33 protein-coding genes, 3 tRNA genes and 1 riboswitch are annotated in these 26,467 nt (G+C 42.3%); of the genes, 27 read left to right on the forward strand and 9 right to left on the reverse strand.

Going from position 1 to position 26,467, the window contains the following annotated elements; all coding sequences use genetic code 11:
- Positions 1-8 precede the first annotated feature (8 nt).
- The 8 genes from ABZP26_RS01790 to ABZP26_RS01825 all read left to right on the forward strand — a co-directional run bounded on the left by ABZP26_RS01790 (position 9) and on the right by ABZP26_RS01825 (position 7,636).
- Positions 9-407, forward strand: a complete 399-nt coding sequence (locus ABZP26_RS01790) for an acyl-CoA thioesterase (protein ID WP_368485283.1) — start codon at positions 9-11, stop codon at positions 405-407.
- A gap of 126 nt (positions 408-533) precedes the next feature.
- Positions 534-932, forward strand: coding sequence for an META domain-containing protein (locus ABZP26_RS01795; protein WP_013463956.1), 399 nt, complete (start codon positions 534-536; stop codon positions 930-932).
- Positions 933-1,032: 100 nt separating this feature from the next.
- A riboswitch (TPP riboswitch) is annotated at positions 1,033-1,139 on the forward strand.
- A 142-nt stretch (positions 1,140-1,281) separates the two neighbouring features.
- Positions 1,282-3,234: a phosphomethylpyrimidine synthase ThiC gene (gene thiC / locus ABZP26_RS01800; RefSeq protein WP_368485284.1), complete on the forward strand. Its 1,953-nt coding sequence runs from the start codon at positions 1,282-1,284 to the stop codon at positions 3,232-3,234.
- 103 nt (positions 3,235-3,337) lie between these two features.
- A complete protein-coding gene (locus ABZP26_RS01805) occupies positions 3,338-4,339 on the forward strand; it encodes an FAD-dependent oxidoreductase (RefSeq protein WP_368485285.1) in 1,002 nt (333 codons plus the stop codon).
- Between the two features lie 7 nt (positions 4,340-4,346).
- Positions 4,347-4,541: a sulfur carrier protein ThiS gene (gene thiS, locus ABZP26_RS01810; RefSeq protein ID WP_033104272.1), complete on the forward strand. Its 195-nt coding sequence runs from the start codon at positions 4,347-4,349 to the stop codon at positions 4,539-4,541.
- 4 nt (positions 4,542-4,545) lie between these two features.
- Positions 4,546-5,337, forward strand: coding sequence for a thiazole synthase (locus ABZP26_RS01815; RefSeq protein ID WP_013463960.1), 792 nt, complete (start codon positions 4,546-4,548; stop codon positions 5,335-5,337).
- A gap of 12 nt (positions 5,338-5,349) precedes the next feature.
- Positions 5,350-6,876: a thiamine phosphate synthase gene (thiE, locus tag ABZP26_RS01820; protein ID WP_368485286.1), complete on the forward strand. Its 1,527-nt coding sequence runs from the start codon at positions 5,350-5,352 to the stop codon at positions 6,874-6,876.
- Positions 6,877-6,880: 4 nt separating this feature from the next.
- A complete protein-coding gene (locus ABZP26_RS01825; RefSeq protein WP_368485606.1) occupies positions 6,881-7,636 on the forward strand; it encodes a ThiF family adenylyltransferase in 756 nt (251 codons plus the stop codon).
- 109 nt (positions 7,637-7,745) lie between these two features.
- Here ABZP26_RS01825 and asd read toward each other — a convergent pair whose 3' ends face one another.
- On the reverse strand, positions 7,746-8,612 hold the full coding sequence (asd, locus tag ABZP26_RS01830; RefSeq protein ID WP_016900290.1) for an archaetidylserine decarboxylase: 867 nt from the start codon (positions 8,610-8,612) through the stop codon (positions 7,746-7,748).
- A gap of 14 nt (positions 8,613-8,626) precedes the next feature.
- A complete protein-coding gene (gene rsgA / locus ABZP26_RS01835) occupies positions 8,627-9,685 on the reverse strand; it encodes a small ribosomal subunit biogenesis GTPase RsgA (RefSeq protein ID WP_013463964.1) in 1,059 nt (352 codons plus the stop codon).
- A gap of 122 nt (positions 9,686-9,807) precedes the next feature.
- On the opposite strand from rsgA, the gene orn reads away from it, so the two are divergent.
- The 4 genes from orn (at position 9,808) to ABZP26_RS01855 (ending at position 10,991) form a co-directional block, all read left to right on the forward strand.
- Complete coding sequence (gene orn / locus ABZP26_RS01840) at positions 9,808-10,353, forward strand: oligoribonuclease (protein ID WP_028834530.1); 546 nt, start codon at positions 9,808-9,810, stop codon at positions 10,351-10,353.
- Positions 10,354-10,450: 97 nt separating this feature from the next.
- A tRNA-Gly gene (locus ABZP26_RS01845) sits at positions 10,451-10,526 on the forward strand.
- 207 nt (positions 10,527-10,733) lie between these two features.
- Positions 10,734-10,809 (forward strand) — tRNA-Gly (locus ABZP26_RS01850).
- 106 nt (positions 10,810-10,915) lie between these two features.
- Positions 10,916-10,991: transfer RNA gene (locus tag ABZP26_RS01855), tRNA-Gly, on the forward strand.
- Positions 10,992-11,139: 148 nt separating this feature from the next.
- Here the strand turns inward: ABZP26_RS01855 and ABZP26_RS01860 are convergent.
- The 3 genes from ABZP26_RS01860 to ABZP26_RS01870 form a co-directional block, all read right to left on the reverse strand.
- Positions 11,140-11,568: a secondary thiamine-phosphate synthase enzyme YjbQ gene (locus ABZP26_RS01860; protein WP_024601659.1), complete on the reverse strand. Its 429-nt coding sequence runs from the start codon at positions 11,566-11,568 to the stop codon at positions 11,140-11,142.
- Positions 11,565-12,032 (reverse strand): chemotaxis protein CheX, encoded by a 468-nt coding sequence (locus ABZP26_RS01865; protein ID WP_013463966.1) that lies wholly within the window; start codon positions 12,030-12,032, stop codon positions 11,565-11,567. Before ABZP26_RS01865 ends, ABZP26_RS01860 begins: the two co-directional genes overlap by 4 nt.
- Positions 12,033-12,095: 63 nt before the next feature.
- The gene (locus ABZP26_RS01870; protein ID WP_013463967.1) at positions 12,096-12,530 is read right to left on the reverse strand and encodes a transcriptional repressor; all 435 of its coding nucleotides are present in this window, start codon (positions 12,528-12,530) and stop codon (positions 12,096-12,098) included.
- A 92-nt stretch (positions 12,531-12,622) separates the two neighbouring features.
- Here ABZP26_RS01870 and ABZP26_RS01875 point away from each other — a divergent pair, with 92 nt between their 5' ends.
- Positions 12,623-13,243, forward strand: coding sequence for a MarC family protein (locus tag ABZP26_RS01875; RefSeq protein ID WP_008115498.1), 621 nt, complete (start codon positions 12,623-12,625; stop codon positions 13,241-13,243).
- A gap of 329 nt (positions 13,244-13,572) precedes the next feature.
- Entirely contained in the window at positions 13,573-15,114 is a 1,542-nt protein-coding gene (locus tag ABZP26_RS01880) for a WYL domain-containing protein (protein WP_368485287.1), read from the forward strand.
- Between the two features lie 48 nt (positions 15,115-15,162).
- On the opposite strand, the gene ABZP26_RS01885 is transcribed toward ABZP26_RS01880, so the two are convergent.
- A complete protein-coding gene (locus tag ABZP26_RS01885) occupies positions 15,163-15,783 on the reverse strand; it encodes a LexA family protein (RefSeq protein ID WP_368485288.1) in 621 nt (206 codons plus the stop codon).
- Positions 15,784-15,964: 181 nt separating this feature from the next.
- On the opposite strand from ABZP26_RS01885, the gene ABZP26_RS01890 reads away from it, so the two are divergent.
- The 12 genes from ABZP26_RS01890 to ABZP26_RS01945 all read left to right on the forward strand — a co-directional run bounded on the left by ABZP26_RS01890 (position 15,965) and on the right by ABZP26_RS01945 (position 22,802).
- Positions 15,965-16,183: a YdaS family helix-turn-helix protein gene (locus ABZP26_RS01890; RefSeq protein WP_368485289.1), complete on the forward strand. Its 219-nt coding sequence runs from the start codon at positions 15,965-15,967 to the stop codon at positions 16,181-16,183.
- Positions 16,180-16,434, forward strand: coding sequence for a pyocin activator PrtN family protein (locus ABZP26_RS01895; RefSeq protein WP_193050125.1), 255 nt, complete (start codon positions 16,180-16,182; stop codon positions 16,432-16,434). The genes ABZP26_RS01890 and ABZP26_RS01895 overlap by 4 nt, the downstream gene beginning before the upstream one ends.
- A 10-nt stretch (positions 16,435-16,444) precedes the next feature.
- On the forward strand, positions 16,445-16,696 hold the full coding sequence (locus tag ABZP26_RS01900; RefSeq protein WP_368485290.1) for a hypothetical protein: 252 nt from the start codon (positions 16,445-16,447) through the stop codon (positions 16,694-16,696).
- 2 nt (positions 16,697-16,698) lie between these two features.
- Complete coding sequence (locus tag ABZP26_RS01905; RefSeq protein ID WP_368485291.1) at positions 16,699-17,094, forward strand: hypothetical protein; 396 nt, start codon at positions 16,699-16,701, stop codon at positions 17,092-17,094.
- A 9-nt stretch (positions 17,095-17,103) separates the two neighbouring features.
- The gene (locus ABZP26_RS01910; protein WP_368485292.1) at positions 17,104-17,694 is read left to right on the forward strand and encodes an SAM-dependent methyltransferase; all 591 of its coding nucleotides are present in this window, start codon (positions 17,104-17,106) and stop codon (positions 17,692-17,694) included.
- Positions 17,695-17,712: 18 nt separating this feature from the next.
- Positions 17,713-18,021: a hypothetical protein gene (locus tag ABZP26_RS01915; RefSeq protein WP_215522019.1), complete on the forward strand. Its 309-nt coding sequence runs from the start codon at positions 17,713-17,715 to the stop codon at positions 18,019-18,021.
- 19 nt (positions 18,022-18,040) lie between these two features.
- Positions 18,041-18,316 carry a hypothetical protein gene (locus ABZP26_RS01920; protein WP_215522020.1) on the forward strand — a complete coding sequence of 92 codons (276 nt, stop codon included), beginning with the start codon at positions 18,041-18,043 and terminating at the stop codon, positions 18,314-18,316.
- Positions 18,317-18,318: 2 nt separating this feature from the next.
- Positions 18,319-21,456, forward strand: coding sequence for a replication endonuclease (locus ABZP26_RS01925; protein WP_368485293.1), 3,138 nt, complete (start codon positions 18,319-18,321; stop codon positions 21,454-21,456).
- Positions 21,457-21,464: 8 nt separating this feature from the next.
- Complete coding sequence (locus tag ABZP26_RS01930; protein ID WP_368485294.1) at positions 21,465-21,737, forward strand: hypothetical protein; 273 nt, start codon at positions 21,465-21,467, stop codon at positions 21,735-21,737.
- Positions 21,730-21,972 carry a hypothetical protein gene (locus ABZP26_RS01935; RefSeq protein ID WP_368485295.1) on the forward strand — a complete coding sequence of 81 codons (243 nt, stop codon included), beginning with the start codon at positions 21,730-21,732 and terminating at the stop codon, positions 21,970-21,972. Before ABZP26_RS01930 ends, ABZP26_RS01935 begins: the two co-directional genes overlap by 8 nt.
- Positions 21,959-22,345 carry a hypothetical protein gene (locus ABZP26_RS01940; protein WP_368485296.1) on the forward strand — a complete coding sequence of 129 codons (387 nt, stop codon included), beginning with the start codon at positions 21,959-21,961 and terminating at the stop codon, positions 22,343-22,345. The genes ABZP26_RS01935 and ABZP26_RS01940 overlap by 14 nt, the downstream gene beginning before the upstream one ends.
- Before the next feature lie 97 nt (positions 22,346-22,442).
- Positions 22,443-22,802, forward strand: coding sequence for a hypothetical protein (locus ABZP26_RS01945; RefSeq protein WP_215522024.1), 360 nt, complete (start codon positions 22,443-22,445; stop codon positions 22,800-22,802).
- 70 nt (positions 22,803-22,872) lie between these two features.
- Here ABZP26_RS01945 and ABZP26_RS01950 read toward each other — a convergent pair whose 3' ends face one another.
- Positions 22,873-23,118 (reverse strand): ogr/Delta-like zinc finger family protein, encoded by a 246-nt coding sequence (locus tag ABZP26_RS01950; RefSeq protein WP_215522025.1) that lies wholly within the window; start codon positions 23,116-23,118, stop codon positions 22,873-22,875.
- Between the two features lie 142 nt (positions 23,119-23,260).
- Between ABZP26_RS01950 and ABZP26_RS01955 the strand changes: the two genes are divergently transcribed.
- Positions 23,261-23,512: a hypothetical protein gene (locus tag ABZP26_RS01955; RefSeq protein WP_193050150.1), complete on the forward strand. Its 252-nt coding sequence runs from the start codon at positions 23,261-23,263 to the stop codon at positions 23,510-23,512.
- Here ABZP26_RS01955 and ABZP26_RS01960 read toward each other — a convergent pair.
- The gene (locus ABZP26_RS01960; protein WP_368485297.1) at positions 23,509-24,549 is read right to left on the reverse strand and encodes a phage portal protein; all 1,041 of its coding nucleotides are present in this window, start codon (positions 24,547-24,549) and stop codon (positions 23,509-23,511) included. The genes ABZP26_RS01955 and ABZP26_RS01960 overlap by 4 nt on opposite strands.
- Entirely contained in the window at positions 24,531-26,336 is a 1,806-nt protein-coding gene (locus ABZP26_RS01965; protein WP_368485298.1) for a terminase family protein, read from the reverse strand. Before ABZP26_RS01965 ends, ABZP26_RS01960 begins: the two co-directional genes overlap by 19 nt.
- Positions 26,337-26,467 lie beyond the last annotated feature (131 nt).

The raw sequence follows: 26,467 nt of genomic DNA on the forward strand, positions 1-26,467 counted from the left end.
TTACTAATATGACCTTTAAAGTAGACTTTAAGGTACGCGACTACGAATGTGACCTACAAGGTATTGTGAATAACAGTGTTTATTTTAATTATCTTGAGCACGCTCGCCACGAGTTTTTATACGCACACGGCGTTGATTTTGCACAACTTGCGAAAGATAAAATTAACTTAGTGGTGATACGCAGTGAAATGGATTACAAACATTCCCTATTGCCTGGAGATGAGTTTTATGTGGCGGTAGAGCCTGTGCGTATTAGTCGTCTTAAGTTTGCATTTAAACAAACGGTAGTGCGCAAAGAAGATGAAAAAATGATGCTCAATGCCTTAGTTATTGGTACATCGGTTAATGAGAAAGGTCGGCCATTTTTACCACCACAGATAGATAACTTATTCCAAGCAATTGCATAATTCCAAATAGCACTGCTTTTAAACTAGCTTAGAACAAAAATTTACATTTAAAACATGCATTTTTAACGGATAAACCTGACAAATATTGATACTATTACACTAATTAGACAATAAGTTAGTAGTAACATGAAATTAGCAGCAATACCGATGCTTGTAATCGGTTTATGTGTTGGTTGCGCATCAACAGGGACAGTTACCACTGAGCAGCTAAAATATACACAATGGCAATTATCAAAGGTTGATGGTTTGGCCATTCCCGCATCTTTTAAAGCATCAATGAGCTTTATAGAAGCGCTACAAATAAATGGCTTTGCCGGATGCAATAAGTTTTTTGGTGAAGGTTCGCTTGAAGATAGCAGCTTGAGCGTAAGTAAATTAGGTATGACACGCAAATCATGCGGCCCTGAACTGGATGAGTTTGAACAGCAGTTTTTACAAGCGCTTAAGCAAGGTGCCGAGCTTAACCTGCAAGACCAAAAATTGGTGATGCAAGGCGAGCAAAAATTTGTGTTTATCCCTAAGTAAATTTTACACATTTTGAAAAACAGCCCCTTGCAGGGAATTTTCAACTGGCGTACACTCATAGCAGATTTGATTAAAACATTATCAAATCAACGAACAATTTAACTACTTGTCGGAGTGCCTAAGTTTTATTTAGGCTGAGATCGCGAAAGCGGGATCCGTGAACCTGATCAGGTTAATACCTGCGTAGGGAACAAGCTGCCTAAACGGGACGCTTGTGCGTCTTTTTTTATGCGTACAACAACATCAAACCCGTCAATTTAGGCTGCAAAGTGGCATAAAGCTACTTTACGATCTTTCTCTATTCCATTGGAATATCTGGCAAGACAACCCTTAAGCAATAAGGTAAGTCATGTCAAACACTACAAACAAATCGTCGCGCCGAGAAACTCGTGCTGCTGCATCTGACTATATTTATAACCTAACGGGTCAACCATTTCCAAGCTCTCATAAAGTGTATGTTGAAGGAAGCCAGCAAGGCGTGCGTGTGGGTATGCGCGAAATAACATTAAGCGATACATTCATAGGTGGCACAGATGAAAACCCCGTGTATGAGTCGAATGAGCCGCTGCGTGTTTACGATACATCTGGCCCGTATACCGATCCTAATTTTGAATTAGATGTACGTAAAGGGCTTGATAAATACCGTGAGCAGTGGATTGAAAGCCGCGGTGATACTGAAGTACTTGAGTCAGTTACCTCACAGTTTGCGCAGCAGCGTATGGCTGACGATGGGCTTGATCATATTCGCTTTGAGCATTTACCAAAAATTCGCCGTGCAAAAGCGGGTCAAAATGTCACCCAAATGCATTATGCCCGCCAAGGGATAGTTACCCCAGAAATGGAATATGTAGCGATACGTGAAAACATGGGGCGTGCGCAAATACGTGAAGAGCTTCTCGCGGCACAACATAAAGGGGAATCGTTTGGGGCGAGTATTCCTGAGTTTATTACTCCTGAATTTGTGCGTGCTGAAATAGCGCGTGGTCGCGCTATTTTACCTAACAATATTAATCACCCAGAAACCGAACCTATGATTGTTGGTCGCAACTTTTTAGTTAAAGTAAATGCCAATATTGGTAATTCATCAGTTGGTTCATCCATAGAAGAAGAAGTTGAAAAAATGGTGTGGTCAACCCGTTGGGGTGCCGACACCGTAATGGATTTATCAACTGGGCGTTACATTCACGAAACCCGTGAATGGCTAGTGCGTAATTCGCCAGTCCCTATTGGTACCGTACCTATTTATCAAGCACTTGAAAAAGTAAACGGTGTAGCGGAAGACTTAACGTGGGAAATATTCCGCGATACTTTAATTGAACAAGCAGAGCAGGGAGTTGACTACTTTACTATTCATGCCGGCGTGCTTTTGCGCTATGTCCCTATGACAGCAAAACGCGTAACCGGTATTGTGTCGCGTGGCGGCTCTATTATGGCCAAATGGTGTTTAGCGCACCATAAAGAGAACTTTTTATACACCCACTTTGAAGATATTTGTGAAATTTTAAAACAATACGATGTGTGTTTTTCACTAGGGGACGGTCTGCGTCCGGGCTCTATTGCCGATGCTAACGATGAAGCGCAATTTAGTGAGCTTCGTACCTTAGGCGAACTGACTAAAATAGCTTGGAAGCATGATGTACAAGTGTTCATAGAAGGCCCTGGGCATGTGCCTATGCATATGATCAAAGCCAATATGGAAGAGCAACTTAAACATTGTGACGAAGCGCCGTTTTATACCTTAGGCCCACTCACCACAGATATTGCACCAGGGTATGACCATATAACCTCAGGGATTGGGGCTGCGCAAATAGCTTGGTATGGCTGTGCCATGCTGTGTTATGTAACACCGAAAGAACATTTAGGTTTGCCAAATAAAGAAGACGTTAAAGAAGGCCTTATCACCTATAAAATTGCCGCTCATGCCGCCGATTTAGCCAAAGGTCACCCCGGTGCACAAGAGCGAGACAATGCTTTATCAAAAGCACGCTTTGAATTTAGATGGCACGACCAATTCAACATTGGTTTAGACCCTGTTCGCGCTCGTGAATACCATGATGAAACACTGCCACAAGAATCAGGTAAAGTAGCCCACTTTTGCTCCATGTGTGGCCCTAAATTTTGTTCGATGAAAATAACCCAAGAAGTACGTGACTACGCCAAAGATCTAGAAGCGCGCGGTATTGATCCTAATAACGTGGGTGATGCCATTGAAATCAAAATGGTAGATGTAGAGGCCGAGATGAAAGCTAAATCTGAAGAGTTTAAACAAACAGGCTCAGAGATTTACCATAAAGCAATATAAAATAGGTTGCGAGTTGCTAGCATCGAGTAGCGAAATGTTTATCTTAACATCTTGTTGCTCGAAGCCAGAGACCCGCAGCTCGCAGCTAAATGTAGGAGTGTTTATGTTTTATGACATTGCTGTGGTGGGCTTTGGTTTAGCGGGGCGGTTGGCGGCGCTTGAGTTAAGTAAGCAGCACCGTATTACTGTATTTGAAGCTGATGATGAGCATACCCAAAATAGTGCGGGTAAAGTGGCGGCGGCTATGCTGGCACCGCTAGCTGAATCGGTTATGTGTGAACATGATTTAGCGCTATTGGGAGTAGATTCTATTGCTCGCTGGCCTGCTATTTTAGAGCAATTAAACAGTGAGGTGTTCTTTCAACAGCAGGGCACCCTAGTGGTTGCTCACCCGCAGGATAAAGGTGACTTACAAAGTTTTGCGCAGCGAATAAAGCCGTTACTAAATTTTAGTGCCAAAGCGGTTAATACGCAGCAAATAGCGGATTTAGAACCTGAGCTTACAGGGCGTTTTAATCAAGGGCTATTTTTACCCGGTGAAGCGCAAATAGATAACCAAGCCTTTTATAAAGCCAGCTTTAGGTTGCTAAATAAGCGCAAAGTAAAGTTTGTGTTTAATCAACGCGTCAGTATTTTTGATGACAAAGTCAATAATCGTCCGTTTGATTATATTATTGATTGCAGAGGGCTTGGCGCAAAAAAAGATCAGCCACTTCGAGGTGTGCGCGGGGAAGTGGCAAGGTTATACGCCCCTGAGGTTAACTTAACGCGGCCTGTGCGATTAATGCATCCGCGTTACCCTATTTATATTGCACCTAAACCTAATCATGAATATGTCATAGGGGCAACGGAGATCGAATCGCAAGATACAGGTCCTGCAACTGTACGCTCAACCCTTGAACTATTATCGGCGGCCTACACTATTCACAGTGGCTTTGCCGAAGCGCGATTATTAAATATTCAAACAGGCTTACGCCCAGCGTTTAGCGATAATCGCCCACAGATAAAAAAAACGAGCAAGGTTATCAGTATCAATGGCTTGTATCGCCACGGTTATATGTTGGCACCCGCGCTTGTGGCACAAGCATTATCGCAAATAGAGTGAGTATTAAATGAACATTACAATTAATGGTGAGCTTTTAAATGTGACTAGCCATGCGCTGCTGGAAATAGTAAAAAACGTTGGTGCAATGGCGCCTTATGCCGTGGCTGTAAATGGAGAGTTTATTCCTCAGAGTCGCCATAGCCATGTTGTTATAAATGAAGGTGACAGTATTGAGTTATTGTCACCTATCCAAGGTGGATAGTGCTATGCAAAGCAAAGACTGTTTAACAATTTATGGTGAGCCAATCAATAGTCGCTTGTTAATTGGATCTGCGTTATATCCGTCACCAGATATCATGACGCAATCGATTAAAGCCTCAGGTGCTGAGATAGTCACCGTGTCACTTAGACGACAACAAAACGCGGCGGCAGGGAATGATTTTTGGCAATTAATTAAAAACACCGGTTTAAAAATACTGCCTAATACTGCCGGATGCCACAGCGTCAAAGAGGCTATTAACCTAGCTAAAATGTGCCGAGAAGTATTTGCTACCGATTGGATAAAACTTGAATTAATAGGCGATGACTATAATTTACAGCCCGATCCCTTTGCATTACTTGAAGCCACAAAAATATTGATTGATGATGGGTTTAAAGTACTGCCTTATTGCACTGATGATTTAGTGCTGTGTCAGCGCTTGAATGGATTAGGCTGTGAGGTGCTAATGCCGTGGGGCGCGCCTATTGGCACCGGTAAAGGATTGTTAAATAGTTATAATTTAAAAACCATTAGAGAACGCCTGCCTAATACAACATTAATTGTTGATGCCGGGTTAGGTTTACCATCGCATGCCTGCCAAGCACTTGAATTAGGGTATGATGCTGTATTATTAAATTCAGCCATTGCAGGGGCGGGTTGCCCAGTGACTATGAGCCGTGCATTTAAAGCTGCGGTAGAGGCAGGGCGCTTTGCATACAATGCCAAAGCAATGCCCGAAAAAGACGTTGCAACCCCCTCAACCCCAACAATGGGTATGCCATTTTGGCATCAGCAGTAAGGAAATAAAAATATGACAAACGTAGTGTGGACAATTGCTGGCTCTGATTCTGGCGGCGGCGCGGGTATTCAAGCCGATATTAAGGCAATGCAAAGTTTTGGTGTACATGCTTGTACAGCAATCACCGCGCTTACCGCTCAAAATAGCTTAGGTGTAGAGGCTATTAATGCAGTGTCTACCGATATTATTGAATCTCAGTTGCTTGCACTTGAAAAAGACATGAAAGCCAAAGTGATAAAAATTGGCATGCTTGCCAATGTGCAGCAAATTCAGTTAATTAGTGAGCACATAAGCCACTACAAAACCAAATGGCCAACGCCGCCGGTTATTGTGTATGACCCTGTTGCTATTGCCTCAAGCGGTGACTTACTAACAGAAGAAGACACCGTAAGCGCGATAAAAGAATGTTTACTACCGCTGGTAGATGTAATTACCCCAAATACCCACGAAACACAGTTATTAACGGGTGTGTATTTAATTGGCCCTGCAGCGATTAAAGAAGCGGCGAGTAAGCTGATGGCGTGGGGCGCAAAAGCGGTGGTGATTAAAGGCGGACATTGGGATTACCCAAGCGGGTATTGCATTGATTACTGCACACAAAACGCTGAAGACTATTGGCTAGGTAATGAAAAAATTCAAGTTCCTCATAGCCATGGTACAGGGTGCAGTATGGCGTCAGTAATTGCTGCGTGTCTTGCAAAAGACTATCCGTTAAAAGATGCGTTTATTTTAGCTAAAGCCTATATAAACCAAGGTTTAAAGCAATCAGTTCGCTATGGCGAGGGCATAGGGCCAGTCGCACAAACGCAGTTTCCTACCGATTTAGCACATTACCCTCAGGTGATTGAACCGGGTAGCTGGTTAGGTGATGAGTTGGATTTTGATGTGCCGCTTGATTTTAATATGGCTGCTGATTTTGCAGCCTGTGAAAGTAAAAAGCTTGGCCTCTATGGTGTGGTTGATAGCATTGAATGGCTAGAAAAGTGCTTACAGCAAGGAATTAAAACAGCTCAGCTTCGTGTTAAAAATAAAACGCAGAATGAGCTAGATGAACTGATTGCCAAAGCGGTCACTTTGGGTGAGCAGTATAATGCGCAGGTATTTATAAATGATTACTGGCAACTTGCCATCAAACATGGCGCCTATGGGGTGCATTTAGGACAAGAAGACTTAGAGAGTGCAAACTTAGTTGCTATAAAAGAAGCAGGCCTGCGACTTGGTCTCTCTACCCATGGGTTTTATGAAATGCTACGCGCGCATAATTATCGCCCAAGCTACATGGCGTTTGGTGCTATTTACCCAACGACGACCAAAGACATGACAGGGCAAATACAAGGGCTTGAAAAGCTCAATAAATTTGTACCGCTTATGCAGAGTTACCCTACAGTCGCTATTGGCGGTATTGATTTAAGCCGCGCAACTGAAGTAGCAAATACGGGGGTTGGTAGCGTAGCTGTGGTACGTGCCATTAGTGAAGCGCCTGATCATGTTTCAGCAATTAGATCACTGCAAACCGCGATTAATACGAAACATGACTGATACGTTGCAAACGTTAAATGACAAAGAAACCTTGCGTTATAGCCGCCACATATTACTTGATGAAGTGGGGCTTGACGGGCAGTTAATGCTGAAACGCTCAACGGTTGCCGTAGTTGGTGCAGGTGGCTTAGGTAGTCCTGCGCTGCTGTATTTAGCGGCAGCTGGCATTGGGTCGCTTATTTTAATTGATGACGATGTAGTTGAACTGTCTAACTTGCAGCGCCAAGTGCTCTATAAAGTAAATCATTTGGGGCAAAACAAAGTTCGCGCGGCTGGAAAAGTGCTTGCGAGCCTTAACAATCAAATAAATATAATAACTCACACTCAAAAGCTGGATGATACCAACAGTGCGTTGCTCTTAAAAAACGCCGACATAGTGCTTGATTGCTCTGATAACTTTAGTACCCGTTATGCGGTTAATCGCTATTGCATTGCTAATAACACTCGCTTAATTACAGGGGCTGCGCTGGCAACTCAAGGGCAATTAATGGGGTTTGATTTTAGGCAAAGTGACAGCCCATGTTACGGCTGTGTTTTCCCTCAAAGTAGCGATGCACCGGTTATAAATTGTAGTAATGCCGGGGTAATTAGCCCTTTACTTGGGATTGTTGGGTCAATGCAGGCACAATTAACCCTCAATATGTTGTTAGGTCATTTTAAGGGGAATGTGTTTATAACGTTTGACGCATTAAGCTTAAAGCAACAGCATTTTAAGATGACTAAGGATTTAGCGTGTAAAGAGTGTGGCGGGTATGAGTAATGAAAAGCTTGGCTTTTAACGTGAGTAAGCTCTCCGTCTACAAGAAAAAAACACCGCGGTTATTGAAAATAAACGCGGTGTTTTTTTTAGCTCGAACTGACACTACCTATTAATCATCAATTTTTGCAAAGGCAGTGCCTAAACGAGTAACTACCTCTGGGAGTTGATCGTCTAATATTTCTGCTTTGTTCGCACCCCATGCGAGCACAACCGTTGAGCCTAATTTAAAGCGACCCATTTCTTCCCCTTTCTTAAGGGTGATCGCGTTTTCGCCTTTAGTTGGGTAGTTCCAGCTAAACACATCACTGCCAGCTGGTGGAGTCACTGTGCCAGCCCAAATAGTTTCTATGCTGGCAACAATGGTTGCGCCTACTAAAACCATAGCTAGCGGGCCAATTTCAGTTTCAAAAATAGCCACTACACGCTCGTTACGGGCAAATAAATTTGGTACGTTTTGAGCGGTAAGTGGGTTTACTGAAAATAAATCGCCCGGTACATAAATCATTTTGCTTAGCGTGCCATCAATTGGCATATGAATACGGTGGTAATCTTTTGGGGCTAAGTAAATAGTTGCAAATTTACCGCCTAAAAACGGGGTTGTGTCGTCTTGTGATCCACCTAACAATGCTTGTAAGCTGTAATCGTGGCCTTTAGCTTGAATAAGTTGACCATCAACAATGTCGCCTAGTTGGCTAATTGCGCCGTCTACTGGATGAATAATAATATCGTCATCTTCAACCATAGGACGCACACCGTCTTTTAACGGACGGGTAAAAAATTCATTAAAGCTTTTGTAATGAGCCGGATCTGAATATTTAGCTTCGCTCATATCTATTTTATATTGTTTAATAAATAATTTAATTAATGTGGTTGTTAACGCACCGGCTTTTGCTGCAGCAAGTTTACCTACCACACGAGAAATAAAGTGTTTTGGCATGGCATACTGCATGGCGATTTTAAATTTATCTAAACTCACAGGTTATTCCCTTATTATACGCGGGGCGCACGAGCGCCTGCACGGCCATCGGCCATGGTTTCTAAAATACGGTGGTAGCTTTCAAAGCGTAATTTTGAAATATCGCCATCGGCTACCGCTTGTTTAATTATACAGCCCGGATCGTTTAAATGTTTACAATCTCTAAACCGGCATCCGCCTATAAATTCTCTAAATTCTTTAAAGCACCAAGTGACGCGTTCAACATCTAAATGCCATAGGCCAAATTCACGAATTCCCGGTGAGTCAATTAAATTACCCCCGCTCGGTAAATGATGAAGACGCGATACCGTGGTGGTGTGCTGGCCAAGCCCGCTGTTTTCAGACACTTCTTTAGTCAAAATTTCAGCATCTGGCAGTACAGTGTTAACTAAGGTAGATTTACCCACGCCACTTTGACCAACAAAAATATTATTTTTGCCCGCAAGTACTTCTTTTAACTCATTAATGCCTTCGCCAGTTATATTACTAACTAGCAGCACCTGATAATTAAGCTTACGGTAAATGTCGAGGATTTGTTGTATTTCGTTTAAACCAGCTTCATCAATTAAATCAATTTTATTAAGTACTAAAATGGGTTCGATACCCATGTCTTCACAGGCAATTAAATAGCGGTCAATAATGCTCGGGGTAAACTCTGGCAGTACCGCTGAAACCATTAAAATTTGATCAATGTTAGCGGCAATCACTTTAACCCCATCATAAAAATCGGGGCGCGTGAGTTGTGAACGGCGCTCTTGAGTTGCTTCAATAACACCCGCTAAATCACCTTCACTTACTTTTGCACGGCGAAACAATACTTCATCGCCGCAAACCAAGTTCGATACGGTACGACGAATATTACAACGTAATACATCACCGTTTTGTGTTTCTACATCGGCATGTTGTCCAAAGCGGCTAATAACAATCGCATTTTCCACTTGACCTAAATTATCTGTTTGCCATTCTTGCGCGCCGACTTTTGCCGGTTTTGTATCGGCATTCGATAAGCGCTTTTGATGATTGGCCTTGATCCTACGGGATTGGCCTTTACTTAATTTTTTCTGTTTTGCCACTTGAGGCCTATAACCTGAGTTAAATGCCGAGTTTGCCAAAAAAAGCTTTAGCTCGACGGTTGATGCTAATATGATATATCGAAATGCGTTGGATCTAAAGAAAAGCACCGTTTAAGGTAATTATGACTATTAATAAATCAAATTTAATTTGGCTCGATCTGGAAATGACCGGACTTGAACCAGAGACTGACAAAATACTTGAAATTGCAACTGTTGTCACTGACGCTGATCTGAATATATTAGCCGAAGGCCCAACCATTGCCATTCATCAAAGTGATGAACTACTTGATGGTATGGATGAGTGGTGTACAACTCAGCATGGCAAATCAGGGCTTACAGCGCGTTGTAAGGCAAGTACTTTCGATGAAGCTTATGCCGTTGATCAAACCCTCGCGTTTTTAAAGCAATGGGTGCCAGCGGGTGCTTCACCTATGTGTGGTAACTCGATTGGCCAAGACCGTCGTTTTATGAATAAGTATATGCGTGAGCTTGAAGACTTTTTTCATTACCGTAATTTAGATGTAAGTACCATTAAAGAACTTGCTCGTCGTTGGAAACCAGATGTATTGGCTCAAGTGAATAAAAAAGGGTCACATTTAGCGTTAGACGACATTAAAGATTCGATTATGGAATTAAAGGTTTACCGAGAAAAGTTTTTTAATTTATAAAAAATACTTGCAAAGCACCCTAATTATTGTAGAATCCTGCCCCGCTCAAGACGATAACCCCCGCGGGGTTAGTGTGTTTGAGCTTTGACTTTTGAATGCGGCACTAGCTCAGTTGGTAGAGCGCGACCTTGCCAAGGTCGAGGTCACGAGTTCGAGCCTCGTGTGCCGCTCCAATTTCTCACCAAAGAAATTGTAGTTCAAGATGAAAAGTTAAAATTGATATAATGCGGCACTAGCTCAGTTGCCAGAATGTAGGACGCGACCTGTCGCGCACCAACGGACAAATTACTGACTATTTTGAATGCGGCACTAGCTCAGTTGCCAGAATGTAGGACGCGACCCGTCGCGCACTAACGGACGAATTACTGACTATTTTGAATGCGGCACTAGCTCAGTTGGTAGAGCGCGACCTTGCCAAGGTCGAGGTCACGAGTTCGAGCCTCGTGTGCCGCTCCAATTTCTCACCAAAAGAAATTGTAGTAGAAATAAAGATTCAAGATGAAAGGCGAAAGGAACAAGGTTTAATTTTGACAGAACCTAGGACCTAGAATCTTCATATAATGCGGTACTAGCTCAGTTGGTAGAGCGCGACCTTGCCAAGGTCGAGGTCACGAGTTCGAGCCTCGTGTACCGCTCCAATCTTATTTACTTTCCAGATATTCATTTTCAAATAGCAAACAATAATCCACATGTGAATCATTATAAATTTAATTTATATAATTTTTATTAGATTTGAAGTGCTCAATGGATGCGAACGATCTGTGTTGTAAAACCTAAAACCTAGCTCTAAAACGTTTCGCCTTGCAAAGTGGCAATAATACGCCTAGCCCCGCCATGGTCGCGATGTTCGCCTAAGTATATTCCTTGCCAAGTCCCCAGCGCTAATTGACCATCATTAATAGGTATCGTTAACTCGCAACCTAAAGTGCTGGTTTTGATATGAGCAGGCATATCATCATCGCCCTCATAGTCATGACGATAATAAGGCTGGCGCTCAGGTACAAACTGATTGAAGTGGCTTTCCATATCCATACGCACGGTCGGATCAGCATTTTCATTAATGGTTAAGCTGGCAGAGGTGTGTTGAATAAATAAGTGTAATAAACCTATTTTTAGTTGGCTCAGCTGTGGGAGTTTAGTCAGTATGTCGTTATCAATTAAGTGAAAGCCCCGCGAGCGAGGCTTTAATGTAATCGTGGTTTGCGACCAGCTCATAGCTTATCGAAGCTCACTTCAATGTTTGCATTACCTGCATCACTGGTAAATGGCATAATAATTTTTTTGCCGTCACTTTTATGCGTAATAGTATGGTTTTTACCAGACACAACAATGGGGGTTGCCATGGCAAAGTCATAGCCTTTTTCACCTAATAGGTTTTTAGCACCACCGGTGACCATATTGGTTATTTCGCCGACCATGTCAGTGACTTCTTCATTTACGCTGTCAGGTCGCTCACCTAACATACGTTCCATTATAGTCAGCGCTAAACTTTCGTCGAAGGTTATTGAAAATGAACCGCGAGTTTGGGGGCCAACCATACCAATTAATCCCGATACATCACCACAGGCTACTTCATCGGTTTTAATGCGAGGTTTACCTGGTTTTAACTGAGTTTGAGCCATGGTGCTCAATACATTCATCAAAGAAGATAAAAAGGGATTAATGAACTCTACATTCATATTATATATCCTTAAATTGGTACTGATAGAGGGTATACGTAAAGTATAGCTATAGTCGCTCAGCTATGCTCGACAAGCGTCACATTTACCGTGTGCTTCTATGGTTTGCCCAGAAACTACAAAGCCACTTTCGGCTGCTAAGTTATTGAGCTCATGTGAAATTACTGTTGAATGCAGCTCTTTAACAAACCCACATGTATCGCAAATTAGTAATTGAACAGGATGAATATGATCAAAGTGATGACACAACATGAATGCGTTAGTGCTTTCAATTTTATGAATAAAACCGAGTTCTGCTAAAAAGTCTAAAGCACGATAAATTGTCGCAGGTTTTGCGCCTGTTTCAGTGACTTTTAATTGCTCTAGCAAATCGTATGCACCCACACCACCTTGAGCGCTTGCTAATAAACGAAATACCTTTTCGCGAATAGGTGTGAATCGCGCACCACGGTTGTCGCATACTTGTTTTGCTTTACTTACGAGTGATTCTATATTCATCTTCTCTCATCCTTACTTTGCCGTGATATACTAACATACTGTATTGTAGTTGCAGCGTTTTATTAACCGCTTTTGTGAAAAGGTATTCATTAATGCATGAACTATTAGCCATATTTATTTTCTTTTTTGCAGTTATCGATCCAATCGGCACAATTCCGGTTTTTATCGCCGTAACTCGAGGTGATGACGACAAGTTTAAGCGTAAAGTAATTTTTAAAGCAGTGGGTGTATCTGCTTTAGTACTGTTATTTTTTGTGGTTGCCGGTGAGCAATTACTCAATGTGATTGAGATTCCACTATCGGCATTTCAAATAGCCGGTGGGTTGATCTTATTAATTTTTGCACTCTCCATGACGTTTGGTGAAAGTAAACCCGAAGCTGAAATTAAAAGTGTTCGCGATAGCACTGAAACCGCTATTTTTCCGCTGGCTATACCCTCAATTGCAAGCCCAGGCGCTATGTTAGGTGCGGTATTAATGACGCGTAATGAAGAATATACTTGGGTTGAACAAATGATTACCTCATCAATGATGCTGGCCGTTTTAGTGGTGGTACTTATTTTGTTATTACTTGCTACGCATGTACATAAAATAATAGGTGATAGTGGGGCAAGTATTATTAGTCGAATTATGGGGTTAATTTTAAGCTCAGTCGCAGTAACGAATATTTTAAACGGTATCGCACAATACTTTGGCTTGCAGGTGTTTGCTTAATATTGCTGCGCATGGGGCTTTTGTGTAAAATGCAGCGCCTTTTAAGCTGTGCTTAAATTATAAATTTTTGAGGACTACATTTTGGATAAACGTACTTTAAATCGACGCTTTTCTGTTGCCCCCATGCTCGATTGGACTGATAAGTAAGTATTTAAAGGGGGTTGTCGGTGCAAGGGTGACTATAGGAGCACCATTAATAAGTCGGGGTTCCCAGCAACCCTAAACATACAGGCCTGCTTAAGCGGGCTTTTTAATGCCTGTATAAATCCCCAGCTTGTTCAAAACTGAACAAAAACTTAATCTATAACATTAACCTAAAAGGAACTGTTATGGATTACAGCTATTATCAAAACGAAAACGGTAAATTCACTGCTAAAAAATTACCTTCTACCAAAGCAAGCAGCGTAAAAATAAAAGATGATACTGACATTACAGGCCTTAAATACGCACTCCAAGACGAAAACCCAAAGAACGTAAGCCAATTTAAAGCGCTACATGAAGAAGAGTTCAGCAGTCATTACGACTATGAGCCAGAAGTAGACAGCTTTAAAGATATGGTGATGGCAAACAAAAATAAAGTACTGGGCGAAGACCTCTGGATTAAACTCTATTGGCATGAGCTCAGTATATTCATTAATGATATTGAAGACCTAGAGCTAGACGAAGAACCGCATAGTGTAAGTGACGATTTTGCAAAGCACTTATTAGACGTAAAAGTAGTCGAAGAAATGCAAGAGTTAGATTATAAGGACTGGGAAAGCTATTTATCTTCAATGAAGTTGCCAGATATTAAAGTGATAGCAAAACAAGCAGGCTTAAAAGTATCTAAAAATAAAGCGGAGTTAATCCACGAATTAATACTGCTTGAAGAACAAAGCAACGGCACATTACAAAAGCCAAAACTAATTAAAGCATTACCACTAATGCTTGAGAAAATAGAAAACATACAACAAGTTTATATAAATGAAATTGAAAAAGGCTTAAAAGAATTTGAATATCCAGAAAAGTATAAAGCCGCTGTTTGGGTTTATGCTGCAGACTTCAACGAAGGTGATATAAGCGCCTTAGCAAAAGAAAAGCTGAGCGAATATAACCATATTTTAGAAGGAGACGAACAGGTTCTAGCATCCAATAAAGCTGCTTCAAACATAATTCATAATAGTGATCTAGGCCAACCAATAAATAACGAAGAGTCATGGATAGACGCTAAAACAAAGCACACACTTAAGCCGTCCATAAAAATCGCTTTTCAATACACAAATCACAACAAAGAACCATCAAACAGAGAGTTAAGACTAGATGCGATCATGTTCGATAATGGACTAACTTACTTTTATGGCTTTTGCTACAAAGCAAATGCCTCACGCACATTCAGAACAGACAGAATTGAAAAAGACATTGCCATTATTGAAACGGGTGAATTAATTAGCGTACAGCAGCTAGTAAATAAACAAATTGAAGGGCTGAACCAACATAACAACCCAGCAACCCCTTCATTAACTCAATCAACCATTAAAAAAGCAGCGCCAAAAACAGTTAAAAAAGAGAGCTTACTTAACAGCACAAAGCAAAAACCAACAAACAACCAAATAACAAAAAAACCAAGCACAATCAGTATCGTTATTGGTTGGTTCTTAGGTCTATCAGCAATAGGCGGAGTGATTTCAAATTTTGAAAATAAAGAGTTCTTAGCCGGAGTTGTAAGTTTTTTTGCTATTGGCTTTTTAATTCCGCCTTTACTAAACAAAATTAATTCAACCAATAAAAAAACAGCTGAGGAAAAAGGCAAAAGCCATTCAGACCTAACTCAAAAGTCAGCAAATATATTTGGATTTATTTTAATAATAATTTCAGCCGTTATTGGCAGTTAACAAGTAGCCCGCCAAGTGCGGGCTTTTTTGTGCCTGGTGTTTAGTTAACTAAAAAGACTTACCCGCAAACACCACTTTACCCACCAATGTGCAGTTGCCATTAATTGGTATTAATTGCTCAGGCCAGTTGGGGTTGGCGGCTTTTAGAAACTTTTGGCCGCTTTCAATAATTAGCTGTTTAAAGGTAGCTTCGTTATTATCGTCTAGGCGCGCTACTACGTAAGAACCATGGATGCAGTCAGCTTCAGGATCTACAAATATTAAATCACCGTCATAAAACTTCGGTTCCATGCTTACGCCTTGGACTTTTAGTGCAAAGGTTTTATCACTGCACTTAACTGGGCATAGATAGCGGTCGGCATCAAATTCACGTATTTCATTAATCTCAGACCATGCGCCAGCTTGCACCCAGCTAATTAACGGCACAGCTGCTTTAAGTGTTGGGCCCGGTGCAACGTTGCTGTTTTCACTTTCACCAATTCCAAAACGTAAAAACTCAGGAGTGCATTGGAGTGCAGTGGCTAATGCTTCAATGTCACGTGGGTTTTTTGTATCGCCTTTTTCTAGTCTTTGTATTGCTGTTTGTGCGATACCTACCAAATCCGCAAGCTGATATTGGGTAAGTCCCAGTTCTTTTCGGCGAATCTTAACTCTTTCTGCAATGCTCATGTTAATTCCTTTTATTTATTTTATAACTTTAAGTGATAATTATAAGGCGATTATCAGTGTTTCTGATACCTCCGTCAAATAAGCAAAACTTATATTTTTAATAACATAATGTTTTATTTTGCGTTGACAATAACTTTTTTAGATCATAGGATAAGTAAAACTTATATTTTAAGAGGTGTTTATGTCTGCCATTGAAAAAGCAGTTTGCCTAATTGGTGGGCAAACAAAACTAGCAAAGATTTTGGGGACAACCCAAACAGCGGTTTTTTATTGGATTAATCGCCACGGCCAAGCTCCTGCGAAATACATCCCGCGTATTTCAGAACTAACCAACGGTGAAGTATCGGTAGACGATTTACTCGCCGATCACCAAAAAACAAACAAGGACGATGCAGCATGAACATGACCTTTGCGCTATTGGCGCGTTACGAAACGCCCATTGTAAAGCTTAAAGATGTTTGCGTTGAGCATTTGGGCATACAGCCTAAAACCGCTGAGCAAAAAGCCAAAGCTGCACAGTTGCCGTTTCCAACCTTTAAAGCAACTGATTCAGAGCGTTCACCAACTTTGGTAAACGTGAGCGACTTGGGCGCGTATTTACAAACCCGCTACGAGCAAGGCCGCGCAGAGTGGCAAAGCGTAAACAACTAGGAGCAAGGCAATGACTACATATCAAGCATTTAGCAGAGAAACGTTAAGCAGTTTTAAAACCTTAGCAGAGCAATGCCGCTATTTATTGAGCTGCAAAATTAGTGCAACCGCAAGCGGTAAAGCACTACAAGCGCGTGTGGGTGACTTTTTATTGCCTGTTTTTTGCAATGGCGACGAGTACCAAACCATTCAAAAAGCAGTGCTGTGGCTAAAAACTCAAGCCGTAAACTATTTAAACGCAGCTAAACAGCAGGAGATATAACCATGGCAAATGCATTAGTTAAACAAACCGAAAACGCACAACCTGCGCCACTAAAAGCAGTAGAAGGGCGCCACATCCCAAAAGGCTTAGCGGAGATAAAAACATTAATGGGCAGTGAGCGCCACACACCAGAGTACGTTTACACCAAAGTGTTAAGCGAGCAAGAGCGCACTATTGTATGTTTTGCAGCAGGCTTAAAGCGCCATGACCTTGAAAAAGGCTTTGCCAATTTTAACGCTGATACCCGCCTAAAAATTCACAAAGCTATTTTGCAGTTACAAGCATTGGTTAAAGCATTTGTTGATGCCAACGCCATGGCACCGGCTAAGTTTGTTAAAAACGCCCCGCGCGAACATGCCAACACCGACTATTCACACTTAACCGTTAGTTCGCACTAAGGATTGATCATGAGCTCAACTAATCGCAGAACCCAGCGCAATGCAGATGATTACTACGTAACACCGCATTGGCTAATTGAAGATTTTTTAGCAGCATTTGCTGAAAATAATATGTTGGTTTGTTCACCAGATGAAGACCCAAGAGTGTTAGACCCAAGCGCTGGCGGTTGTGAGCAATACCCAATGAGCTACCCAACCGTATTAGAAGAAGAGGGCTTTATTGTTGAAAGCTGGGATATTCGCGAAGACTCACGCGCTAACTTAACAGGCGTTAATTTTTTAAACGTCCCTAGTTATGAATCGCGTAAATACGACATGATCATCACAAACCCGCCATTTAACCTAGCACAAGAATTCACTGAGCACGCACTTGAAATGGTTAAAGAGGGTGGTTTAGTGATCATGCTGCAACGCCTTAATTGGTTAGGTAGCCAAAAGCGAAAGCCTATGTGGCAAAAACTGCCATTAGCCGCGGTTTATGTGCATAGCAAACGCCCAGGCTTTGACCCGCTAAAACCAAGTAAAACCGATTCTACCGAATACGCCCACTTTGTATTTAGCAAAGGCTACGAACTAGCCCCTGAGCTTTTTGTAATTTAACGTTGGGAAATGCTGAAAATGAAACTACACCCAAAAGCAAAGACTGCTCTTAGGCATTTAATTGATTGTGAAAAATCACACGACGTTTACAAGATATTTTCTGTTGCTAACGAGATAGCAGCTGAGCAGCTTGAGAAATACGCGCCAGAAATATCAGCGCGGTTTGATTGCATTAACTCGCAAACAATAGAAGAGGCTGAGCATGCAGATGCTTGGTTTAACTATTCATATAAAGAATACATGATTCAAGATCATCACGATGTAAAACATGTAGAAGTTTTTCATCAAATACACCTACCCAACGAATTAAACGACATCCCGTTTTAACCCCAAAGGAATACTAAAAATGAACACTATCAAAGACCAAGATCACTCTAAAAAACAGTTAATACTCAATATTGTTTTACACGCAATTGAGCAAGCCAACTTTACAATCCGCCTTTTAAACAAACGTAGCACCGTACACATGCTAATGCAGTGCGAAGACACGTTGACTGATTTACTACCAATAGTAAAACTGATTGCTGACGACGACGTTAATTTTGAGCAAGTTTACAGCCAAATGAGCATTGCATTAAATGCCGTACAAATTGGTGGCGAGCCAATGGAAATAGAGCTGTAACCATGAGTTTATGGCCCATAACAAACTTTGACGTATGCACAGCGGCTTTAACCATGGTTAAAGCCGTTGACGATGTTGAGCATAGAGCATTTTTAATAAACGGCCTTAGCCGTTTTACTGCGTACGGCCAATATAAAATGGTTAAGCAGTATATGGCCAAAATTACCCTGCCTAGTGATGCCTGGTATAAAGACGAGCCCATAAACCCAAGCGAAAAAGCAAACGCTTGGCTTTATGATGAGCTTAAAGGTATTGAACACCGCATTGATGTAACCAACCTAAAAATTAGCGCACCGGCTAAAGCGGCACTTAAAAAAGTGCATAACAATAATATTCATAATTTTATTGTTAAAGATATTGTAGAAAGCAAACGTGCACCCAGCATACAAGCCAGCTTTGTGCGCCAAACAGCCAGCAATATGGAGTTTGCACAAAAGCAACGTAACGTAAAAAAGCAACAACCTGTAACCAGCCAGAATTTACAGCAGCAGGTTGGCGATCAGGTGTCTAAATCGGCAATGTCGGTTATTAACGCAATTGACGATGTTGAAGAAGTAAACTTTATTTACCAATGCCTAAGCAAAGTACCCAAGCCACTGCAAATGCGAGTGGCTAAGCGTTTTATTAATAAATACGACACCAACTTAAAAAGTGCGGGTAAAGGTAAAAAAGAAACCGACGAACAATATAAAAACCGCTTACTTAAAACCAGCCGTGGCCTTTATGACTTTAGCGGTAACAACACGGGCCACAAAAAGCAGCAGCTAACCACTAAAGCAATCCGCGCCCATTACGAAGCTAACGACTGGTTACGCCGCACGCTTAAAACATTAAAGCCACGCCTAAAAATACTCGAGCAAATAACAAGCGCTATGCCATTGCCTTGGCATATATTGGCTAATGCCGATAAAACTAAAAAGCATGCAAATGTATTGGCTATGCAATCGGCTGAAATAATTGCCGATATAGCTAAAGAGCAACCCACATGGGATGCCGCTGACATTTATCAAAAGGTGAGCGAGTACGCCGAGCAATTTACTGTGCAGTTACAGTTTGCTGAAAAGGGCGATTACCTAACCGTGCCGGATGCTGAAGTAGCACTGCTAAAAGTGCAAGATCATAAGTGGTGGGCACGTAAACTTAAAACTATTCGTAGCCGTTACCTAGAGCACCTAGAAATTGCCACCGGCGAAGTTGGCCGCGATTTATTTACCAGTACCGACCGAAAAGGTAATAAAAGCACCAAGCGCCAAGGCATAAATGCCTATTGCTCAAAGCAAGCAGTTGCTGAATACACCACCAATAGAGAACGCGGCCAGCGCTACTTAGAAAGCCTAGAATTAGTAAACGAGCAAAGCGATGTTATATCGCTAATGAAAGCGGTTGAAGCAGGCGTTGCCAATCCTGAAAACATGCGTAACGAATTAATGCTACGCATACGCGAAACCGAAGAACTAGCCGATGAAATGGGCTACACAGGTGGGTTTTATAACATTACAGCCCCGAGTCGTTTTCATGCAAACTCAAATAATTGGGATGGCTCAACCCCTAAAGACGCCAGCCTTTACTTAAATAAACTGTATTCACAAGCACGCGCTAAATTAGACCGCGAAGAAATACCGTACTTTGGTATTCGTGTAGCCGAGCCGCATGCCGACGGTTGCACTCACTGGCACATGCTTTTATGGATGCCAGCACGTTACTACGACAAAGTTAACCACATACTACGCCGCTACTTTACCCGCGACGACCGTGAGGTATTTTTTCAGCGTTTTAAAAACCGCAAAGCATTACGTGCACGCTATACAAAAGCGCGCCGTATTTGGGGTTTAAATAAATCAAAAGGTATTTATACCCGCGAACCTAAAAAAGACTACACACCAAGCGGCCCACGTTATACCGCCATTAAAATGCTACCGGCTACCGTAGATAAAGACGGTAAAAAGTCAGGCGGGGCAGCGGCTTATGTTGCTAAGTATGTAAGCAAAAATATAGATGGTTTTGCACTGGCTAACGAATACGATGCCGAAACAGGCGAAAAGCTAACCCAAGCGGTTAACCCAGTTAAAGCATGGGCCAGCACGTGGGGTATTAGGCAATTTCAGTTTCAAAAATCGCCCTCTATTACCATTTGGCGCGAGTTGCGCCGAGTGCGTGAAGAAGTGCAAGGCAACGAGCAATTAGAACAAATACGCCAAGCTGCCGATAAGGGCGACTTTAAAGCCTTTGTTACCTTAATGGGTGGTTTTGGTATTGGCCGCGATGCCCGTTTTAAACCTGCCTATCAACATACCGAATACGGCAACCAATACGCCGAATTTACTAAAACCCTAAAAGGTGTTGAAGACACCTTTGGACTTTGCACGTTAGTGACTCGCGTTCATACCTGGTCTAAGCAAACCATAGGCACCGCAGCCAATAACAACACCACCGTAATTGGTGGGCAGGATGCTAACAACGTCGGCGCAGCCGACCTATCTTGGACTAGTGGGAATAATCGTACGCCTTTAGCTGTAGGGCATACAGACGCATTATTGCTAGATATGATCGGTTTTACTTCAAAAGAGATCATTAACGTTAAAAAGGATCTGTTAGCAGGTAAGCGGGTTAAAAATAACGGCCTTATTTACCTAATAAAAGACGGCCATTTAGTCACATTAGACGAAAAAGCGCAGCGCCAAGAGCAGCGCCAGCACGCTATTGACTACATAGCCAATAGCGAAGCGCAAAAACACGCCCCAAATAACGAACAAACCACGGTTAAATGTAAAAACAAGCTTAGCGACTTTAGCCCTGCTCAAATTCAAGCGCTAAACCAAGGCGGCAACGTGATCAGCGGCAACCGCGTGTACTACATGCAAGAGCGAGAGCTACACAGCTTTGAGCAATTGAACATGCAAGCGCCAAAATCGGCTATTAAGCCAACCCCAACCGAAAAACATTACGCATATGCTCGCGAGCTTTACGACTTAGCATTTATGTATGCAGAGCTAGACGGACGCAGCGAACCGTCGAACACCCAATTTAAAAAATACCATGCAGACATTATCGGCGATTTAGATTTAGCCCGTTTAGTGCTTGCTGGTGAAGCATCAGCAATCAGCGACAACGATTGGTGGTCACTCGATTTAATGGCGTAGGAGAGAAAATGACTATTCAAATTTCAAAAGTACTCATGCCAAAGGCATGCATTAGTTGCCAGGCGTTTTGCCCAAAGGGGTATGCAGAGGATCAGCACAGCCCGTTTATTACTAAATTCGATAAGCCCGCGCCTAAAACCCAATACGGCCAATGCGGTAAAACCGATAACAGCGTATTTGCTACCGAAATTTGCACCGGCTACCAGCAAGAACCTAGCGCCGATGTATTTGCAGTAACTAACAGACCACAACCAAAACAACAGGAGAACAGTCATGCATAAAGAAAGTAAACACGATATACACAAAAATAAAATTTACTGTGGAACTGTCATTTTTAATGCGCTTAAAAAGGAAATGGGAGTTTTATATGGTAATGAGTTCAGATTCAAATCTGTAACGATTACCCACGACGGAATGTTACACCCAAGGCAAATGCTTACGCTTGATAAAGAGCTAAAACAATTATTAAAAGAGCTAGAAGTTAAATTTCAGGAGAATAGCCATGGCCACAGGTAAAGTAAAAGCGGGTGACGTTTTCAACAACTGGACAGTATTAAACGAAGACCGCCGCAACCGAGGAGTGCAGCATTTTATGTGTAAATGCGTATGCGGCACCACTCGCGTAGTACGAAAAGATAACTTAGGGCTTGTTCAAGGCTGTGGCTGTGATCGCAAAGCTTACAAAGCCCGCACGGGTGAAACCAAACCACGCACTAAAAAAACGCGCATTGTGTCACCAAAACCAGCAAGCACACCGGTAAAAATATCACATCATGAAAACCAAGAGCCACGGCCGCAATATATTGAGCGCAGCAAATCAACCCGCGAGCTATTAGAAGAGCGCCTAGCACAAAAGCAGTTAGAAAAAGAATTAAGCGAATTATGGTGAACCATGAAACCAACCGTTAAGCGCCGCAACTGGGTATTTCACTCAGTTGTTAAAACCAAAACATTAAATACAACATTAACCAAAAAGGAAACGCACCATGCACCAACAAAATAAACCACTCGACAAAGGCCGTGTAGCCTGTATTGCTGAAAAATACCAGCAAGGCAACACTACCAAAAACCGCTACGCCACATTAGGCCGCGCCACTAAATGGCCGAGCAACAACCAAGGCGGCAGCGAAAGCGTAGAGATAGAACTCGACACCATGCCAATAAATCACCAAGGCCCGTTAAAGCTGTATATTTTTTGGGATAGCGAAAACCAACAAAACCAAGAACAAAGCCAAGGCTACGCACCGCAGCAATACCAAGGGCAGTACGAACAGCAGCCACCGCCGCAACAATACTCACCACAGCAACCAGCGCCACAACAACAATATGGCAGGCAGCGCCAGTAAAAAATAAAAACAGCACCCACAAAAAAGCCCGTTTAATACGGGCTTTTTAATGCGTGAAATAAAGTAAAAGCTAAAGCCCAACTAATTCCAATTGTTGTTCGCGAGGTAGGCTTTTAATAAGTGCGGCGGCTAATTGTTGCGTGCTTTTTACAGGAGGATTTAAGAAGTGATCAAACGATTGGGTAATACGGAACGTGGCCCCGCATTGTTTTGTATTAGTACACGAGCAATATAAATTAACAACATGGGCGCTTTGCTTTTCGCGTGATGTAATTGTTGCTTTAGCTTCGCAATTTGGACAAGTAACCCGCGCCATAATAACCACCCATCGTTAATAAAATACACTGTTATTATATACAGTGATTTTGTGTATAACAAATAAGCATTTACAAATAAGGCTAATATACCTAAAATAAATTAATTATCACTTAAGTGATAATTAATTTAGAGGGTTTAGTATGCAATATTTGTTTAAAGGGTCGCAAACACAAGAGCGATTAAACTATTTATTCGCCATGTGTAAAATTAAAAGCGACGACATAAAAGCCGCTGCAAGTGATCATCTAGTCAAAGGGCTAAGTAAAAATAACGCGGCACTATTAAATAACGTGCCCGCGCCAAATTTAACGCGGGCATTAAAAACCTTAAATACCTATGCTGAACTAGTCGAAAAAATTAAAGAGCACGATGCCGCGCACAGCCAATATTAAGTACTCGGCTCTAAATCAAAATTTAGCTGTAGTTTACTGCCAATTTCAGGATCACGCGCTACTTCATCACTCATTAATTTAATAAGCGGTTTAGTCTCGTTTTTAAAATACATAGCATCGTATTTAGTCGGGTCGCCAAGGCCTGCATTGTTTGCCGGAATAATCCCCGCTAAGCCCGGTGGAAAACGATGGGCGTTGAGTATATCTTGCGCCGATACGTTTTTAACGTTCATAAACTCGTCTTTACTTTCAAAATTACCTACGGGGATTATTTGCAAACCCTTTTCTTTACCGTTGGGTATGTTTACAAACAACGAGCGGAAGTTACCCACGCCTTTACTGTCTTGAATTTTTTCTTTTATGTCGTCTTCAATGTCGGGGTCTAAGTTAGGATCAGTCGCGTACATAATAAAACCCATGTGTGCGCCGTTTAAAAAGTACTTACGGCGGAACAAGGTCGCATCTTCATTTAATAACGTGGCTTGTAACCCGCCTAAGTAATCGGCCAAGCCATACACTTGTTGCACGGGGTCGTATTGGCGAACCCAAATAATGTCGCGCTTTTTATATTTTTTAACTTGGCTATTACGCTCAAGAACTACCGCGCCACCATCACCGCCAACACGGGTACGGTAACTAGGCAGCGGAAACAACCTTACAATTTGCCCAAAGCCATTACGTATTTTAAGTAATGCTACATCGCCAAATTGCACCAAGTTTAAAAACCCCGCTTGTACTTGCTGCGCACTCATACCACCATTAATAAAACGGCTCGCGGCCATGTTTGCACGGCTTTGCACTATGCCGCCGTGCTGGGCGTTACGCCGTGTTAAGTTGGCTAATAAATGGCGGTCTACTGGCGGCTCCCAGTAATTATCCATATCGTTATAAAACAGCGAGTCGTAATCGGTTAGCCACATGTCGGGCATTACTTGCTCAGGCAAGCCAAACACAACGGGCGCATTTTGTTTATTTTGTTGATCGTGCGGCTGGTCAGTTAACTGCTCAGCGTTTTGGTCTAATTCTGCATGGTCCATCGTGATTTTCTCTTATGTGCATGGTTAAGGGGTTCGTTAATAACAGCGTGGCTAATAGCAAAAAATACATCTGCATGGCCTATGGTGTTATCGCGGCTGGCTTTAAATGTTATGGCGCCGCCCGAGTCGGTACTGGTGCGGCGTATTGATAGGCAGCTCATAGCAATGTCTTTGTGGGATGCATCCCATTCAAGTCGGCCACCTTCAATCAGGTCTATCATTTTAAGTACTAATCGGGTTTTACTGCCTACGCTGTAATGTATGGCGGTGGCTTCACGCGGGTAAAGTGTGCTTAATGAATCAAATACCCCCGCACCAATGCCGGTGGTATCTACACCAATATAAGTAACGCGATACTTAGCGTATATTTTTTGAATTTCGCTCACGTGGTGCGAAAAGTTCATCCCGCGCCAATAGTGCTTTTCAAGTATTCTAAATTTTTCGCCCGCTATTTCAGGTGGGGCAACCACCACCAGTGCAGCGTTATCGCGGGTGCGTGATGGGTCGTAACCTAACCACACCTCACGGTTACCGAATGGCTGCACAGCATTGGGTTTGTGATCTTGCCAGCGGGTGGCATCAACCATGGCTTTTTCAAGGTCGCTGAATTTAAATATACTGTCGGCATCGTCCACAAAAATGCACATAAACAGGTTATTAAAATCATCGGCGTTGTATTCATCGCGCAGTTCTTCAATGTCGAACAACTCACAACCACCGCGTAGCGCATCTTCAATAGTAACTACATAGCGCCATTGTTTATCGGGGCACAGCCTGCCGTTATCGCGTAATTCATCAAAGCTGGGGAACTCAATTTCTTCACGTTCGGCACGACCTTGTCGCCAGTGATCACCCGTCCAAAATGTATAAGCAGGGTGCGCTTTAGTTGAAGGGGTCGAAAAATACGTTTTACGCCACTTTTTATGCGTGGCCATGGCACTGGCTAATTTGTTTAGCTCGTTAAACTTACCAATCCAAAAGTATTCATCTACATAAACATGGCCGTGGTAACTTTGCGCGGTTTTGCTGTTGGTACTTAAAAACCGTAATTCGGCATCACCGTGGGCAGTGTGCAAAGTAATGGGGTTACCGGTGAGCTCTATTTCAAAAAACTCTTGCGCAATGGCAATTATATAACTGCGGAACACCTCAGCTTGCGCACGACTAGCAGAGAGGAATATTTGCGGGTCGCCACTTAATACCGCATCTTTAAACGCTTCACCTGCAAAATAGTAAGTAGCCCCAATTTGGCGGCTTTTTAGAATATTACGAATACGCTGGTGCAAGTTTTCGTGCATGGTTTTTTGGTAACCAAATAACGAGTCGTACCAGGTGCCAAAGTCTTCAGCGGTTAAATGACTAACATCATTTTTTCGCTTACGGCCTTTGCTTTTTTTACTGTCTGTGCCGCCGCTATTATTGTTTTTATTACTGGGTTGGTTAGTGCTGTGGGGTTGTTCGGCCTGTGCTGCTTTTTCTTGCTGGGCGCGCTGTTTTTTAAGCTTAACGTGCTTTTCTATCAGCATGTCGAGCTCTTTTATTTGGTTGCCTGTTTTGTCGCTTACATCGGTAAGTATTAAAATGCGCCTTGCAATGGCTTCGTCTACGTCTTCTTCGCGCAGCATATCGCGCCAATTGTATTTATCGGCCCAATAGTAAATAACACGGTTATTTGGTAACGCCAGTTCCGCGCGTATTTCGTCGGGGGTGTGGTGGCGCAAATAAAGCCGTTTTGCTGCTTCGCGTATTTCGGGTGAATAAGCCATTACGTGGTATAAGTCGCTCATAAAATTAATAACTAGCCACAGTGTATTGGTTTACAATAAGCTTATAACCGCATAAAAACCCTCACGTTTCCTAAAACCCCAATCTAGGAATTACCAAAAAGCTAACCAATGTATTCAGCCTTTTTTTATGG

Source organism: Pseudoalteromonas sp. SD03 (genome assembly GCF_040937955.1).
Taxonomy (GTDB): domain Bacteria; phylum Pseudomonadota; class Gammaproteobacteria; order Enterobacterales; family Alteromonadaceae; genus Pseudoalteromonas; species Pseudoalteromonas tetraodonis.

Coding starts and splice junctions, on each gene's coding strand:
- ABZP26_RS01965 (WP_368485298.1), bottom strand. CDS start 26,336: ATGAGCGACTTATACCACGTAATGGCTTATTCACCCGAAATACGCGAA.
- ABZP26_RS01960 (WP_368485297.1), bottom strand. CDS start 24,549: ATGGACCATGCAGAATTAGACCAAAACGCTGAGCAGTTAACTGACCAG.
- orn (WP_028834530.1), top strand. CDS start 9,808: ATGACTATTAATAAATCAAATTTAATTTGGCTCGATCTGGAAATGACC.
- ABZP26_RS01885 (WP_368485288.1), bottom strand. CDS start 15,783: ATGAGCATTGCAGAAAGAGTTAAGATTCGCCGAAAAGAACTGGGACTT.
- ABZP26_RS01935 (WP_368485295.1), top strand. CDS start 21,730: ATGCATAAAGAAAGTAAACACGATATACACAAAAATAAAATTTACTGT.
- ABZP26_RS01915 (WP_215522019.1), top strand. CDS start 17,713: ATGAAACTACACCCAAAAGCAAAGACTGCTCTTAGGCATTTAATTGAT.
- ABZP26_RS01805 (WP_368485285.1), top strand. CDS start 3,338: ATGTTTTATGACATTGCTGTGGTGGGCTTTGGTTTAGCGGGGCGGTTG.
- ABZP26_RS01790 (WP_368485283.1), top strand. CDS start 9: ATGACCTTTAAAGTAGACTTTAAGGTACGCGACTACGAATGTGACCTA.
- ABZP26_RS01950 (WP_215522025.1), bottom strand. CDS start 23,118: ATGGCGCGGGTTACTTGTCCAAATTGCGAAGCTAAAGCAACAATTACA.
- ABZP26_RS01905 (WP_368485291.1), top strand. CDS start 16,699: ATGGCAAATGCATTAGTTAAACAAACCGAAAACGCACAACCTGCGCCA.
- ABZP26_RS01895 (WP_193050125.1), top strand. CDS start 16,180: ATGAACATGACCTTTGCGCTATTGGCGCGTTACGAAACGCCCATTGTA.
- ABZP26_RS01880 (WP_368485287.1), top strand. CDS start 13,573: ATGGATTACAGCTATTATCAAAACGAAAACGGTAAATTCACTGCTAAA.
- ABZP26_RS01860 (WP_024601659.1), bottom strand. CDS start 11,568: ATGAGCTGGTCGCAAACCACGATTACATTAAAGCCTCGCTCGCGGGGC.
- ABZP26_RS01930 (WP_368485294.1), top strand. CDS start 21,465: ATGACTATTCAAATTTCAAAAGTACTCATGCCAAAGGCATGCATTAGT.
- ABZP26_RS01920 (WP_215522020.1), top strand. CDS start 18,041: ATGAACACTATCAAAGACCAAGATCACTCTAAAAAACAGTTAATACTC.
- ABZP26_RS01925 (WP_368485293.1), top strand. CDS start 18,319: ATGAGTTTATGGCCCATAACAAACTTTGACGTATGCACAGCGGCTTTA.
- ABZP26_RS01815 (WP_013463960.1), top strand. CDS start 4,546: ATGCAAAGCAAAGACTGTTTAACAATTTATGGTGAGCCAATCAATAGT.
- thiC (WP_368485284.1), top strand. CDS start 1,282: ATGTCAAACACTACAAACAAATCGTCGCGCCGAGAAACTCGTGCTGCT.
- ABZP26_RS01875 (WP_008115498.1), top strand. CDS start 12,623: ATGCATGAACTATTAGCCATATTTATTTTCTTTTTTGCAGTTATCGAT.
- ABZP26_RS01940 (WP_368485296.1), top strand. CDS start 21,959: ATGGCCACAGGTAAAGTAAAAGCGGGTGACGTTTTCAACAACTGGACA.
- ABZP26_RS01890 (WP_368485289.1), top strand. CDS start 15,965: ATGTCTGCCATTGAAAAAGCAGTTTGCCTAATTGGTGGGCAAACAAAA.
- ABZP26_RS01795 (WP_013463956.1), top strand. CDS start 534: ATGAAATTAGCAGCAATACCGATGCTTGTAATCGGTTTATGTGTTGGT.
- ABZP26_RS01910 (WP_368485292.1), top strand. CDS start 17,104: ATGAGCTCAACTAATCGCAGAACCCAGCGCAATGCAGATGATTACTAC.
- thiE (WP_368485286.1), top strand. CDS start 5,350: ATGACAAACGTAGTGTGGACAATTGCTGGCTCTGATTCTGGCGGCGGC.
- ABZP26_RS01955 (WP_193050150.1), top strand. CDS start 23,261: ATGCAATATTTGTTTAAAGGGTCGCAAACACAAGAGCGATTAAACTAT.
- ABZP26_RS01870 (WP_013463967.1), bottom strand. CDS start 12,530: ATGAATATAGAATCACTCGTAAGTAAAGCAAAACAAGTATGCGACAAC.
- ABZP26_RS01865 (WP_013463966.1), bottom strand. CDS start 12,032: ATGAATGTAGAGTTCATTAATCCCTTTTTATCTTCTTTGATGAATGTA.
- ABZP26_RS01900 (WP_368485290.1), top strand. CDS start 16,445: ATGACTACATATCAAGCATTTAGCAGAGAAACGTTAAGCAGTTTTAAA.
- thiS (WP_033104272.1), top strand. CDS start 4,347: ATGAACATTACAATTAATGGTGAGCTTTTAAATGTGACTAGCCATGCG.
- ABZP26_RS01945 (WP_215522024.1), top strand. CDS start 22,443: ATGCACCAACAAAATAAACCACTCGACAAAGGCCGTGTAGCCTGTATT.